This is a genomic window from Citrifermentans bremense R1, from assembly GCF_000426865.1.
Lineage (GTDB): Bacteria > Desulfobacterota > Desulfuromonadia > Geobacterales > Geobacteraceae > Geomonas > Geomonas bremensis.
In genome coordinates, this window is record NZ_AUGE01000019.1 from 1 (window position 1) to 14,035 (window position 14,035).

The 14,035-nt window shown below is 56.9% G+C and carries 11 protein-coding genes, 1 pseudogene and 1 riboswitch; of the genes and pseudogenes, 7 read left to right on the forward strand and 5 right to left on the reverse strand.

The genetic code is table 11. The features are described from left to right. A pseudogene (locus K419_RS22025) lies at positions 1 to 168 on the forward strand (integrase core domain-containing protein); the annotation flags it as partial. 399 nt (positions 169 to 567) lie between these two features. Next, complete coding sequence (locus tag K419_RS0112315) at positions 568 to 1,500, forward strand: hypothetical protein (protein WP_156912212.1); 933 nt, start codon at positions 568 to 570, stop codon at positions 1,498 to 1,500. A 207-nt stretch (positions 1,501 to 1,707) separates the two neighbouring features. On the opposite strand, the gene K419_RS0112320 is transcribed toward K419_RS0112315, so the two are convergent. From K419_RS0112320 to K419_RS0112330, 3 genes are all read right to left on the reverse strand, one after another. Beyond that, the gene (locus K419_RS0112320) at positions 1,708 to 2,382 is read right to left on the reverse strand and encodes a YHS domain-containing protein (protein WP_026841861.1); all 675 of its coding nucleotides are present in this window, start codon (positions 2,380 to 2,382) and stop codon (positions 1,708 to 1,710) included. A gap of 27 nt (positions 2,383 to 2,409) precedes the next feature. After that, positions 2,410 to 2,844 carry a cytochrome c gene (locus K419_RS0112325; protein ID WP_026841862.1) on the reverse strand — a complete coding sequence of 145 codons (435 nt, stop codon included), beginning with the start codon at positions 2,842 to 2,844 and terminating at the stop codon, positions 2,410 to 2,412. A gap of 194 nt (positions 2,845 to 3,038) precedes the next feature. Beyond that, positions 3,039 to 3,305 carry a hypothetical protein gene (locus tag K419_RS0112330; protein WP_026841863.1) on the reverse strand — a complete coding sequence of 89 codons (267 nt, stop codon included), beginning with the start codon at positions 3,303 to 3,305 and terminating at the stop codon, positions 3,039 to 3,041. A 460-nt stretch (positions 3,306 to 3,765) separates the two neighbouring features. Here K419_RS0112330 and K419_RS0112335 point away from each other — a divergent pair, with 460 nt between their 5' ends. Beyond that, positions 3,766 to 4,599 carry a hypothetical protein gene (locus tag K419_RS0112335; RefSeq protein ID WP_026841864.1) on the forward strand — a complete coding sequence of 278 codons (834 nt, stop codon included), beginning with the start codon at positions 3,766 to 3,768 and terminating at the stop codon, positions 4,597 to 4,599. Positions 4,600 to 4,689: 90 nt separating this feature from the next. Here K419_RS0112335 and K419_RS0112340 read toward each other — a convergent pair whose 3' ends face one another. Continuing rightward, complete coding sequence (locus K419_RS0112340) at positions 4,690 to 5,358, reverse strand: lipid-binding SYLF domain-containing protein (protein ID WP_026841865.1); 669 nt, start codon at positions 5,356 to 5,358, stop codon at positions 4,690 to 4,692. 85 nt (positions 5,359 to 5,443) lie between these two features. Then, positions 5,444 to 5,520: riboswitch (cyclic di-GMP riboswitch) on the reverse strand. A gap of 219 nt (positions 5,521 to 5,739) precedes the next feature. Between K419_RS0112340 and K419_RS0112345 the strand changes: the two genes are divergently transcribed. Both K419_RS0112345 and K419_RS22030 read left to right on the forward strand, forming a co-directional pair. Then, positions 5,740 to 7,008, forward strand: a complete 1,269-nt coding sequence (locus tag K419_RS0112345) for a M20 family metallopeptidase (RefSeq protein WP_026841866.1) — start codon at positions 5,740 to 5,742, stop codon at positions 7,006 to 7,008. A gap of 118 nt (positions 7,009 to 7,126) precedes the next feature. Then, the gene (locus K419_RS22030) at positions 7,127 to 8,386 is read left to right on the forward strand and encodes a molybdopterin molybdotransferase MoeA (RefSeq protein WP_051293011.1); all 1,260 of its coding nucleotides are present in this window, start codon (positions 7,127 to 7,129) and stop codon (positions 8,384 to 8,386) included. 217 nt (positions 8,387 to 8,603) lie between these two features. Here K419_RS22030 and K419_RS0112355 read toward each other — a convergent pair whose 3' ends face one another. Next, positions 8,604 to 10,541, reverse strand: coding sequence for a PAS domain-containing sensor histidine kinase (locus K419_RS0112355; RefSeq protein WP_026841867.1), 1,938 nt, complete (start codon positions 10,539 to 10,541; stop codon positions 8,604 to 8,606). 468 nt (positions 10,542 to 11,009) lie between these two features. On the opposite strand from K419_RS0112355, the gene K419_RS0112360 reads away from it, so the two are divergent. After that, positions 11,010 to 11,756: a phosphate/phosphite/phosphonate ABC transporter substrate-binding protein gene (locus tag K419_RS0112360; protein WP_226377695.1), complete on the forward strand. Its 747-nt coding sequence runs from the start codon at positions 11,010 to 11,012 to the stop codon at positions 11,754 to 11,756. A 9-nt stretch (positions 11,757 to 11,765) separates the two neighbouring features. After that, positions 11,766 to 14,027, forward strand: coding sequence for an ATP-binding protein (locus K419_RS0112365; protein ID WP_026841869.1), 2,262 nt, complete (start codon positions 11,766 to 11,768; stop codon positions 14,025 to 14,027). The last annotated feature ends 8 nt before the right edge of the window (positions 14,028 to 14,035 follow it).

The window sequence follows — 14,035 nt, forward strand, 5'->3', positions numbered from 1 at the left end:
GATGTGTACCTGAAAGGGTACGTCGACATGCTCGGATTACAGTTGGGTCTGACACAGTATTTCGAGTTTTACAACACGGAGCGGCCCCATCAATCGCTGGGCAACCGCACTCCAGTCGAGGTCTACCATACGGCCAGCGGCGGCGGAGCAAGAATCGTAGACAAATTTGTTGAGCGTAAAACCACGCTCAAAATCGGGGCAGCGCCGGTCAGCTGCGCGATCGGGCACCACCTTAAACTCGATGCTTTATTGTCTTGACTATAGGGTCCACTCAACGGTTCAGCTTTTTTCTAATCTGGTAACAGTTTTGAGGAAAACAGTTCCGCTTTTCCTGAAACCGGTTCAGCTTTTTTTTAATCCGGTACAGTTTTGTGGAAAACAGTTCCACTTTTCCGAAACTGGTTCCCCCTTTTCTCCAGACAGCCAATTCCTCTCGCAAATCCTGTGCTGAATACAAAGTTTCGATATTTCGGCATATTAATCCTGGAGGGCCTTGATCCACCCACTCAACCGGATATACTAGCCTTTGCTAAAAACTTCCGAAAATTTTAAAAAGGAGATCACATCATGAGAAGAATTAAAGCAACCTTTGTCTCTGCCGCTATTCTCACTCTAACACTGGCCGGATGTGGCGGTGGTGGTGGCTCTAGTGCACCGACAGTATCGGGAGTTGCGGCCACAGGCATGCCTATGAGCGGGACTGTATTCCTAAAGGATTCCGCCAACAGTGAGACGAACACGACAATAAATCCGCAAACCGGCAGCTTTTCGTTTAACGTCAGCGGCAAAACCCCTCCGTTCATGCTGCGGGCTGGTGCATTGTACTCTATGAGTGCAGGGGCTGGGACTGCCAACATAAACCCCGCGACAACGCTCATGGTCGCCAATATGGGAAGCTTCAATAATATGTCGTCCCTAAACAGCTTCTACAGATCGCCCAATTCAACGACCATGGTTTCGATGATGGCTAGTGAGCCTGCATCGTATCAGCAATTCCAGCAGAAAATGGTACCGCTCCTGAACCAGTACGGTGCGACGAACATGGATCCCATGACGGGATCTTTCACCATCGGGCAAGGTTTAGACAAGATGTTCGATGACGTGAAAATGACCATAGATCATAATGGAAACGTCAGCATGATCTACGCCAATGGCACCGCAGTATTCACTGGCCCCATGGGTAACATGGCAGCCGGCACCATGATGTCTGGAAATATAGTTACGCCCGGTACCGCGCCCACATCAAGCGCGATAGCTGTATCACCGTCAACGATCAGACTGCAGGTGGGTGGTGCGCAACAGTTCACGGCAAGTGTTCCAGTTACTTGGTCGGTCATCACCGCCAACGGCGGCAGCATCTCTTCCACAGGGCTTTACAAGGCCCCAAGTTCGGCGGGGATTTTCATGGTCAAGGCAACAAGCATCGCGGACCCGACTAAGTCCACCACGGTAATGATCCAGGTCGGAAATACAGGAATGGTTATGATGAAGATGTCCTGATCGGGTTGTGAAGGGAAGGCAACGGTGTGTGCACTGTACAACTTATGGCGCACACACCGTTTTCAGGTTAGTTAGTCAAGACGCCGATGCAATTGCGAAATGCCGTGGTCATCTTTTAAGCGAATTGATATGGAAGCTTTACGAGAAGGAAAAAACGGGGAGAAAGAGCACCGGGACACCATTCGAGATGTCTTCGGCCGTTAACAATCACACCTTCTTCTCGGCCTCATGGTGGGCGACGGCGTCTTCAAACTTCTCCAGAAACAGGTCCCTGCAGTGCTCGGAGCAGAAATAGTAGGTGTAGCCGTTACGCTCCAGGGTCGTCGCTGCTGAAACAAAGGAAATATGCATGCCGCAAACGACGTCGATAACTAGGTTGTCCTTCTGGTAAAGCGGGTGAGTTTCCAGCCTGAGGTAATCATCGAGAAAGGCAAGGACCCTGTCTTCCACCCATGCTGCTAGGGATTCCTCGTCTCCCAACTGAATGTTCTTCTCGGCATTTTGGGAATATTCCATCAAGGCAGGGAGAATGCTAAGGTCATATCGCGCGGTCAACTGATCGGAAGAGGCTGGCAGCAGCTCGATACTGAGCCTCACCGTTGCAGGAAACTGAGGGGTGTGCGCAAACCTGCAGGTGGAGATAAAGCCTTCATCGGTGTGCACTACCTCGATCTCGGCATTCTGGAACTGGCGAGCCAGGCGTTCCAGGCGCGGCATGATGACGGTCTCGACCCGGGACTCCGCCACGGCAGACAATCGCTCCCTCTGTTCCAACAACTCCTTCATGCTCTGGTCAAGCTGCTGTTGTTTCACCGCGAGCTGTTTTTTGTGCTGCGCCAACTTCTCGATGATTCTTTCTTCTAAAGTAGTCAGGCTTCCCACAGGGCACCTCCAACACAAGATAAGGCACTAATCGCGGAACTTGGCGTGGCATTCCGCGCAGACTGCCTCGGCCTTCTTGAACGCTGCCAGCGCCGCCGCAAAGTCACCCTTTTTAGCGATATCCATGGTCGTGGCGACAGCCAGCTTTTCCTTCTTTGCCAGCTCCACAAACCTCGGGCCTTCTTTGAGATTCTTGTGCGGTTTGGACTTCTCCAGGTCTGGGAGTGCAGACAGGATCTTATTGGCTTCCGCCTCAGCCGCAGTAAGGTCTTCTTTTGCCAGAGCAGCTTCAAGACTTGCCGCAGCTGCTGAAAACCTTGGCATCATATGGTGCATTTTCTTCATTTGGACGTCGGCATGTTTAGCCTTGCCATGTGTTTCGGTGCCATGGCCAAATGCTGGTCGGTACAATAGAACCGAAGAAACCAAACAGAGGGCACTTACTGCGTATTTGCTATTCATACATTCTACTCCAATGGGTTGTGGATTGTCGGGCAATAGTTCTAGGCAATCGACATAATCAACAGGGCCGTAACCCCACCAATTGCTGTTCAACCTCGACGTCGGACTATACAAAAAATCACTATCGCATATTCCACCGAATCTGCGGAAATTAAAGAGGCGGGCCCGAAGGTGGGCCCGCCTCTTTTGCACCGTTACTGCTTGGAGATGCTGTCCAGTACCTCGTTCGCTTCTTTCAGTTTCTGTTGCAGTTGCTGAAGCTCCTCAGCAGTATACTTCTGGGACCCTTTCTTGATTTCGCCCTGGACCCGCTTGATCTTCTTCTGGATGGACTCGGCCTGGACGGCACATTCCCTTACACCCTCCTTGGTGTCCATCTTCATCCCCTCATGCTCGGCAGCAAACGCCGGCATTGCCGCAAACAACCCCATTGCCATCAGTACTACAACCAGTCTTTTCATACCGTCCTCCTTGTTGTTATTCGGAGAGGGAACTCTCCGGCCGCGCTGCAAAGCCTGCACTCAAGTCATCAGCACCGACTTGGTTTAAGCATTTGGCGTGCCATTCAAGAAACTATTATAAAATTGAGTGCTTTGCGCATAGGTGTTCTGGGGCGCCATAGAATATCCAACAGACCGCGTAGTATATTCTTCACCCCTTCTCCCGGCTTTTGATGTCGCTCTGGATAGGCAGGAGTACAGACACAGTGAACACATTCCGATTACGTGATTATGCGTGGCTACCTTGGCAATAAATGTGTTTATGGTTGTCACGGAAGTGGATTTGTTGTATTAATGAGGAGTTCCTGGTCCTAATTCGTCGAGTGCGTACTCAGTGTTTATTCAACGTAGAATATTTCACTGTCAGCGCTGCTCTGCGTGTTAGAGACGAGGATAATTTATTTCAGGAGGAGTATGTTTCATGAAGAAGATGATTCTGGCAGTAGTTGGCGGAGTACTTTTGACCTCGACCGCAGCGCGCGCGGAACACAAGTTGCTGATCACGGACGTCCTCGACAAGAAGCAGGTTGAGGCTCAGGCTCTCTTTGAATATTCCCACTCCAGCGGCAAGCTCAGCTCTCCTGCCGGGTTCGGCAAATTCACCACGAATGCCACCGAGTCCGTCTACTCTGTGGGCGTCGGCCTTGGAAGCGGCCTGGAAGTCTCCGCATCGGTCCCCTATGTATTCAGCGAGCGGGAAAAGGAGCAGTTGGACAGCGGTGAGCGGAGATACGGGAAAAGCGACGGCTTCGGTGACTTCGCTGTCGAAGCGAAATACCGCCTGCTGGGTGGCGAAGAGAAGCCGTGCACCGTCGTGACCGGCCTCGGCGTCAAGTTCGATACCGCCGGCGGCAACAACGCAGGGTCCGGCACCACCGACGTGAGCCCCTTCATTGCAGCGAGCGCCAACATGGGGCACCACAACATCCCCTACGCCGTCTACCGCGCCACCATCAGGAACCACGACGAGCAGGACACCCATACCGTTTCCCTCGGCCTTGAGAAGGAACTGAACCACGACGTTACGCTCGACGTCAAGGTCGATGCGAACTTCAACACCTCCACCCGCGAAGTGACCGCCAACGAGAACTTCACCTTCGAAGTGGCCAGCTACATCCAGCTGGCGCATAACTTCTATCTGCTGCCGAGCGTTGCCTACGTTGTCGAAACCGATTCGACATTGAAGGAGCTCGACGTCCGCGCGACTTCCGTCGATGGATTCAAGGGCGCCGTTTCCCTTTACTACCTCTTCTAGAAGCTAGCAGGGACCTAAACAAAGAAACCCGCCTCTGCAGTTTGCCGAGGCGGGTTTCTTTGTTTACTGCATCAAATCGCAGTCTGGTTCTCACATGAGTTCCAGCAGTTTGGTTACAGCGGGAGTCCTTTCTCCCCCCTCCCCCGTCACCACGCTTTTGGGACCTAGGTACTTGCTGCCGTAGTACGAGACATTGGCGTCGTCGTCCACCATGATGGCGGCACCGTTCAGCGCCACTCCGGCAAAAAGGCCCCGGCTGCGCGAATAGGAGTAGATCTCAGCCTTGAGCGTAAGGTCGGTGGCCCCTTCGGCGCTTCTCCCCACCGGCCCTGCAGCTACAGACGCGTCGGCGCCCAGGGTAAACCTCCCCTGGAATAAGCCGTCCACGCTCTTTTTGGTTTTAAACACGAGGACAAGGTCGGTCGATTCCGCTCCGATCTGCCACCCGAGGCTGCCGCCGGCAATTTTGATGAAGACAGGTGCGGACCAGTTTCCCTTTGCGTCGCGCACGGTAAGAACCCCGGTGCCGTACCTGCCGCCGATGACGAAGCCCACCTTGATGACACCTGGAATAACAGCGATAGCTTGGGCGTCCTTCAAAAGCATAGGAGGAACACCCTGTTCCGGTATGGCCTTGATGGCTTTGACAACCTCGATGCAGTCCTCGATCTTGGTTGCACCACTTTCTGCAAAGGCCTCTGTGGCAGAAAGGGCCATCACCAGGGCCAACACTGCAAATATGATTTTTCTCTGTCTCATAAATTCTCCTCCTTGTGAATGCAGATCCACGTTATTGATTATAATGCAGACGCAAAAAAGCCGGGGCTGAATATCGCGTTGATATTTCGGCAACCCGGCTGTCTCAAGGAGACCCTGTAGGCTTTCCGCCCCACCCTCGCGGGTGGTTGAGTATTATCGTGTATCAAGTATGGAGACCCGTATTATCACATCAACTAGAGACATGTCAACATGAGGCGCAACAAGCTTGGGCGTCTCTGAAACTGAACGCTAAACCGATTGAAGCGTCCGCACATGCGCATTATTTAGATGAGGTGAGATTGATATTGTGTGGTTGTAATTAGGTAATTGACTGGTATTGTTCAGGATGTTTGATCCACCAGCATTGTGAGGACGACAGTTATGAACACGACGACAGCAACTGCCTCGGAGCATGTCCTGAACAATCTCGACCGGCTGAACCCCGACCTTGAAGCCCTGTACAAAGACCTGCATGCCCACCCCGAGTTGTCGATGCAAGAGACCCGATCCGCTGCGCTAGCTGCGGACTGGCTTCGCAGGGCCGGTTATGAGGTGACGACCGGCGTAGGAAAGACGGGGGTGGTAGGACTGCTCCGTAACGGGGAAGGGCCGACGGTCATGCTGCGCGCCGACATGGATGCGCTACCCATTGAAGAGGCGACCGGCCTTTCCTACGCGAGTCAAGTGACCACGACGGATGCCGAAGGAAAGACCGTGCCGGTCGGACATATGTGCGGCCATGACATGCATATGGCCTGGCTCGCCGGCGCCGCCGCCTTGTTCGCTCAGGAGTTGGAATCCTGGCGGGGGACGCTGATGGTGGTCTTCCAGCCCGGCGAGGAGACGGCTCAGGGCGCACAGGCCATGATCGACGATAATTTTCTTGCGCGTTTTCCCCGACCAGTTGTCGTACTTGCGCAGCACGTAATGCTCGGAGCGACCGGCGACATCGCCGGAAGCGCCGGTCCCATCACCTCGGCGGCGGACAGCCTTCAAATCAGGCTGTTCGGTCGTGGTGCACACGGATCGATGCCGCAAGCCAGCATCGATCCCGTTGTCATGGCGGCGGCGACGGTCCTTAGGCTTCAGACTGTCGTTTCGCGCGAGGTGGCCGCGACTGAGGCTGCGGTCGTCACGATCGGCGTTTTGCAAGCCGGCACGAAAGAGAACATAATCCCGGACGAGGCGATAATAAAGCTGAATGTTCGGACCTTCGATGCCGGCGTCCGGAAGCGCGTGCTGGCGGCGATCGAGCGCATCGTCAACGCCGAGGCCGCAGCATCGGGTTCCCCCCGGAAACCGGAGATCACGCCGTTAGACCGGTATCCCCTCAATGTGAATGACGAGGCGGCGAGCCAACGGATCGCCGACGCGTTCCGCGCGCATTTCTCCCCGGCACGGGTGCACCATACCGGACCGGCGCCGGCCAGCGAGGACTTCGGCTGTTTCGGCACGGCCTGGCAGGTTCCGTCGGTCTTCTGGTTCGTTGGCGGTACCGAAAGGGAAACCTATGCAAAGGCCAAAGCGGCTGGAACGCTCAATGAGCTGCCGGTCAACCATAGCCCACAATTTGCCCCCGTGATCCATCCCACGTTGGAAACCGGTGTCGAGGCACTGGTCGTCGCGGCGCTCGTTTGGCTGGCGCCATAGGGCGTGCGAAGCCGATGTTTCGGTGCGGTGAGGGGACCCGCTGCAGCAGGATTTCGAGGAGTCGGTAAATGCCAAGTTCACACAGCCTGGGTTCTGAAATACAACAGGGAGCGCATCAATGATCAGCATCGAGCAAGCGCAACGCACCGTCTTCAAGCAGATAGTCCCGCTGGAAACGGAGAATGTTCCGGTCTCCCAGGGGCTGAACCGGGTTACTCCGGAGAACCATCTCGCTCCCTGGGACATCCCCGCAGCTGACAACTCCGCCATGGACGGCTTCGCATTCCGCCACCAAAGCGCTGACCCGGTCGAGCTGAAGATAATCGGTTTTCTCCCTGCCGGGGAGGTAATAAACGTTTCCGTTCCGGCAGGGTGCGCCATCAGGATCATGACCGGTGCCCCCATCCCTCCCGGATGCGACACCGTGGTTCCCATCGAGGAGGTAGAGTTGCAGGGGGATCTGGTCCGGCTTAAGTCGCCGGTCAAGGCTGGCAACCACGTCCGCAGGCGTGGCGAGGACATAGCCTGCGGCAATGTCGTCATACCTGCCGGCTCGGTGCTCCGCCCCCAGGAGATCGGCATGCTCTGCGCCATGGGAAAAACGTCCTTGTCGCTTTACCGCAAAGCGAGAGTCGCCATCCTCGCCACCGGCGATGAACTCCTCGAACCAGGATCCCCCCCCTCCCCCGGCAAGCTCATCGACAGCAACAGTTACAGCCTCGCCGCGCAGGTCGTCGAAGCGGGAGGCGAACCCATTGTCCTCGGTATCGCCGCAGACACGCTTGAGGAGACCTGCGACAAGATCAAGGCGGGGTTGGACGCGGACATGCTGGTCGTCTCAGGAGGGGTATCGGTCGGGGACAGGGATTACGTCAAGGCGGCCATAGAGCGGTTGGGAGGCGAGATCCAGTTCTGGAAGGTCAACATGAAGCCGGGTAAGCCGTTGGCCTTCGCGCAGCTGAAGGGTAAGCCGGTCTTCGCCCTACCCGGAAACCCTGTTGCCGCCATGGTCTCCTTCGAACTCTTCGTGCGCCCGTCGATCATGAAAGCGATGGGGCATAGGCGCATCCTGCGTCCCGTGGTGAACGCGCTCTTGCAGGAGCGCGCCAGCAACAACGGGGAGCGGCCGCACCTGGTGCGCGGCATCGTCTCACGGCACAAAGAGCGCTATGAGGTCTCCACTACGGGCAATCAAAGCTCGGGAAGGCTTTCCTCCCTGACCTTGGGCAACGGCTTGATGAAGCTGGCGCCCCAGTCGACACTGGAAGCGGGGAGCGAGGTAGAGGTCATGCTCCTGGACCGGTGGTTTGAACAGGGGGGGCTCGAAGATGATGAACTTCCCGACCTGGAACTCTTTCCCGAGAGGGTGCGCCTGTGACCCTCGGCGGCGGGGCTCCTCGGGCATGTCAGCAGCCTGCAGCAGATCCCCTCTTTCGTTCCGCCGCTTGCTTTCGCAGCGCTTTCCGGTGGCGTAATCGGGTCGTATCTTGGGAGCGCGAGGCTCCCGGTGGCGGGAATAGTGAAGGCGTTGTCTTTGGTGCTGATGGTTGCGGGGTTTAAAATGCTGCTGGTGTAGGCTCGCGAAGCGAAGCGATTTAACTTTCCAGCGTGAAGCAGAAGGTGGCTCCCTTGTCCGGCTCGCCCTCCGCCCAGATTCTTCCGCCGTGCCGCTTGATGATCTTTTCCACGGTCGCAAGACCGATGCCCGAACCTTTGAACGCATCGGCCCCGGCCAGCCGCTGGAACGGGACGAAGAGCTTATCCGCATCGGCCATGTCGAACCCCATCCCGTTGTCCTTGATGAAGTAGACCGGTTCTCCCTCCCCTTTCCTCATACCGAACTCGATGTATCCCTCTTCGCGGCCGCCGGTGTATTTCCAGGCATTACCCAGAAGGTTTTCCAGCGCGGTCCGCAACAGGCGGGTGTCGGCATTGACCATGACCCCTTCTTCTATCACGGTCCTTATCCGGCGCACAGGCTCGGCCAGATATAATTCCGCGAGTATCACCTGCACCATTTCGCTGATATCCAAATCCTGGCGCAACAGATCCCCATGTGTGGAGCGCGAGAAGGAGAGCAACGTCTCGATCATGGCATTCATGCGCAATACCGCCTGTTCCAGCGTCTGCACGCTTTGCCGGCACTCGGGGTTGTCGCTGCTGCACAGCATCTCGATGTGCTGGCCCGCAAGGGACATGATGTTCAAGGGCTGCCGCAGGTCGTGGGATATCATGCGGTTGAAGGCATCCAGTTCCTGGTTTCTCTCCTCCAGTTCGGCAATATGCGTCCCCAAATCGGCGTTCAGCCGGGCGATCTCCTCCTCCGCCCTCTTGCGCTCCGTTATGTCCCTGGCGACATGAACCGTTCCGATCGATTTGCCGTCGGCGGCCACAAGAGGCGTGGTGCTGACCAGAAAGGTCCCGGTCAGGTGCGGATCGTATACCTCGGCAATGTGCTGCATATTGTCCATCAGGCTCTGGCCGTGGGGGCAGAAATGCGGCGGCGCATTCTCACCGTGAAGAACCTGGTAGCAAAAAAGTCCGACACACCCGTCGGGATTGATATGGACCCGCTGCGCCATGGCTTCGTTGACCCGGACGATGCGGCACTTTTCGTCGAGTATGGCGATGAGATCGGGGACGCTGTTGAAAGTGCTTTCCCATTCCTCCTTGGCCCGCAATAACGCCGCTTCCGTCATTTTCGTCTGGGTGATGTCCAAGGCTATGCCGTCCATCCTCAGCGGTTTCCCCTGGCTATCGTAGAAGGCGTGCCCTTTGCTCATCACCCAGCGCACCTGGCCGTCCTGCAACATCACTCTCAGCTCTACTGCATACACGGATTTGTCCTGCAAAGCCCTCTGAACCGCTTGGTCTACCCTCTGCCGGTCCTCCTCCGCGACGGCATCGAGGAAAGCTTCATAGGTCATCTGGAAGTCGTGAGGGTAGCCGAACAACTCCTTGCACCTGTCGCTCCAGACCAGGTCCCGCGTCAGCAGATCGTAGTGCCATATGCCGATGTCCGCCGCCAATGCCGCGAAGCGGAGCATCTCCTCGCTCTGGGTAAGCGCCTCCTCTGCCCTGCGCCGCTCGGCGATCTCAACCTGCAGCGCCCGGATGGCCTGCATCAGTTCCTTGGTACGTTTCTGTACCAGTTCCTCAGCATCGCGACCGATGGAGGACAGGCCGATCAGCGTATTTTGCCTGTCCAGTATCGGGGAGAGCGTCAGCGAGACGAAAACCTGGCTGCCGTCTTTGCGCCGGCGGTAGCGGTCATAGTGCCGTGATCGCTTCTCCCTTTGCACCTCTTGCAGTTCCGCCTCGATCTCGCCGGGGTGCTCCGGCAATTCCAGTATGGCGATGTTACAACCTACAGCTTCCTTCGCGGAATACCCGTAGAGGCTGGTCGCAGCAGGGTTCCAGCTGCTGATGGTACCGTCCACGTTCATTGCGATAATCGCGTCGCCAGACGATTCCACCATGGCTGCCAATTTTTCCGCGTTCATGGGCATGGCCGCGCCGTCACCCTGCTTCATGTCTTTGCCTCCTGTTCGGCTTTCTTTCAGTACCGCGCCAGCAAGTGTTATAGGGGGTATCCCCCTGGAAGACAAGTGCGAATTATAGCACTTTAACATTCATGACGCGCACAGAGATGATCTGTCGAGGTAATGGAAATACTGGCTGAGGGTAAGGTGAGTTCGTCACTCGCAGGCGGGATGATATATTTTTCCATGAACATCTGTCAGAGACGCCGCCTTTACTGTCACGGTAGTAACCGCCAAAGGCACAGGTGCCTGACATTTGTGGATTTCTGTGGTATGTAAATAATGTGGAAAATATTCGGAAGGGCTTATTTACTGTATCAGCAATTGCCGACAATGGTCTCGATGGTTCTGGAGGGGCCCATGTGCTCAAAGCTGCATACCAGCTGTATCGCCTTCGCAATCCTTCTATTGTTTGCCTTGCCTGTACTGTCAGCAGAGCCAGCGAGAAGAAGCTATACATTGGCAGTTGTCCCCAATCAGCCTGCCATAACACTGCACAAGAACTGGACCCCTTTCGTGCAGTACCTGTCCAAGCAACTGGGCGTGGAAATCGAGCTGAAGCTTTACGAGAAGATCGACGTCTTCCTGTCGGAGACGCAGAAAGGCGCGGCGGATCTCATTTATTCCGCGCCGAACATGTTCTATCTCGCCTACCAGAAGCAGAAATACGTTCCGCTGGTGCGCAGCTCCCATCCGTTGCAGGGGCAGGTCTTCGTGAGAAAGGACTCCCCCTACCTCAAGGTGAGCGATCTCAAGGGTAAGACGATCGCTTCCGTCGGGCCCAGATCCATCTGCAGCGTCATCACCCGCCACGCACTGCTCACCGGTCAGGGCGCCATTAACTACAACTCGTCCTTCAGTGGATCGACTATCAACGTGGCCAAGAGCGTCCTATTGGGGAAGGTCGATGCCGGCGTCACCCTTGACACCAGCGTCATCAACGACGCCCCCGAAATGCTCAGCGAGTTCCGCATCATCCTGCGGACCGAAAAGATAGCGCCGCACCCTTTGGCGGCCCACCCCCGCGTCCCCCAAAAGCTCCAGGATGCCGTGACCAGGGCGGTGCTCGCCCTGGACCAGTCGGAGGAAGGGCGCAGGATACTGAAGGACGTGAAGCTTGTCGATCCGATAAAGGCGAACTTCAAGCGGGATTACAGCTTCTTTACCAAGGTCGATCTTGAGGGACCTCGGCAACAGGCGAAGTAGCCCAGCCAGATGACGAGCCGCCTCGAAGTAAAGATCATCGTCTCCCTCGCCCTCATCCTCACCATGCTCATTGCCGTTTACGGCTGGTGGATCGGCAGCCGGCAGACCTCTGTCTACATCCAAGCCCTCTCATACAACCTGCGTATCCTCTCCCGCAGCAACGCCGACAACGCGGCCCATTTCATGGTGATAAGGGAATACGCCGGGTTGGAAGCGCACATGCTGGACAGTGCCAATCTCCCCGACGTGGTCAGCATCCAGGTCGCCGAACCGGATGGGAACCTTCTGTGCAACATCGTGCGCCCCAACCGCGCCGAGCTGCCCGAGGTGAGCTACGACGTGAAGTGGGTCAGGGTGCCGCAGGGGTCCCAACCCGTTCTGAAGCGCGAGGGAAACCAGCTGGTGAGCTGGTCTCCCATCGTCGCCGGCGCAAAGCTTGGCTGGGTCAAGATCGCCCTGAGCCTCGATACGGCCCAGCGGCTCCTGCATGCAATCTGGCGCAGCACGCTTGTCATCGGTACGCTCTGGATCATCGTGGGAACCGTGCTGATGGCACTGGTGGTCAGGCCGCCGCTGCGGGCGGTCCGGGAACTGGCCCGCTTCGCCCATGAGCTGCAAAACCGGAAGGGGGCGCAGGTCTCGGTGTCGCGCGGGGTATACGAAATCGACATGCTGGCCGATGCTCTGAACCATTCGTCGGGGGAACTCCTTTGGGCCGAGCAGCGCCTGTTAGCGGAACAGGAACGCCTCTCCGTAACGCTGCAATCCATCGGAGACGGCGTCATCGCCACCGACACCGAAAGCAGAATCGTGCTGGTTAACCACGTTGCCGAGCTTATGACCGGCTGGACCGAGAAACAGGCCACAGGCGTAGGCCTGGACCAGGTTCTTTGCATCGAGCCAAGCGACTCCCTCCCGGACATCCGGGAAGCGCTTCAGGCGGTAATGGAGCGAAGGCAGACCATAGAGCTCTCCGGCCTGCACCGGGTATGGTCCCGGGACTGCGTCTCCCGCACGGTAACCGTGATCGGCGCTCCCATCATAGACAGCGCGGCCCGGCTGGCAGGTATGGTGCTAGTGATACGCGACCTGACGGAGAAGGCGAAGATGGAGGCCGAGAAGACCGGGCTTGCCGAGCAACTGCTCCAGTCGCAGAAGATGGAGGCCGTAGGCAAACTGGCCGGAGGGGTCGCGCATGATTTCAACAACATGCTGGGGGTCATCATAGGCAATGCCGAGCTGGCCATGATGGGGGTCGAGCCTTCAGGGAAACTCCATGAACGGCTGCAGGGGATTCTCTACGCCGCCAACCGCTCCGCCGAGATCACCCGCCAACTGCTCGCTTTCTCACGCCAGCAGCACGCAAAGCCCAAGGTACTCGATCTGAACGAAGTGATCGCCAAGATGCTGAAGATGCTGCACAGGCTGATAGGCGAGGATATCGAGGTCGTCTGGTCGCCGGGACGGGACATATGGAAAGTGAAACTGGATCCGACCCAGTTGGACCAGATCATGGCCAACCTCTGCGTCAACGCCAGGGACGCCATCGCGGGAATCGGAAGAATGGACATCCGGACGGAGAACATCGAATTGACCCCTGAGAAACTAGGGCCTGCGGTGGAAATGCCCCAGGGAAGGTGCGTGATGCTCGAGGTGAGCGACAGTGGCTGCGGCATGAGGCGCGAGGTTATGGAAAGGATCTTCGAACCCTTCTACACCACAAAGGAGGTTGGGCGCGGAACTGGGCTGGGGCTGGCGACCGTTTTCGGTATCGTGAAGCAAAATGATGGGCACATCGAGGTGCAGAGCGAGCCCGGGGCCGGCACCAGCTTCAGGATCTATTTCCCTGCTGTCGAGGAGGAAGTTCAGGAGCATCAAAAAAAGAGCGTCGCGGCTATAAGGGGGAACGAGACCATACTCATAGTGGAGGACGAGCCATCCATCAATGCGCTTGCCACCACCATGCTGTCCGAGCTTGGGTACCGGGTTCTCTCTGCTGGGACCCCTGGCGAGGCTGTGAAGATGGCGGACGGCGGCCAGGTGAAGATAGACCTGTTGCTGACTGACATCATCATGCCGGGCATGAACGGGCGCGATTTGTCGGAGCTGCTGCAACGGTCGCATCCCGACATGAAGTGCCTGTTCATGTCGGGATATACAGCGGACATCATCTCGGAGCGCGGCAACATCGGACGAGAGGTCTGCTTCGTGCAAAAGCCCTTTACCACCCAGGCGCTGGCGGCGAAGGTCAGAGAGGCGCTGCAGGCTTAGCTAAGGCA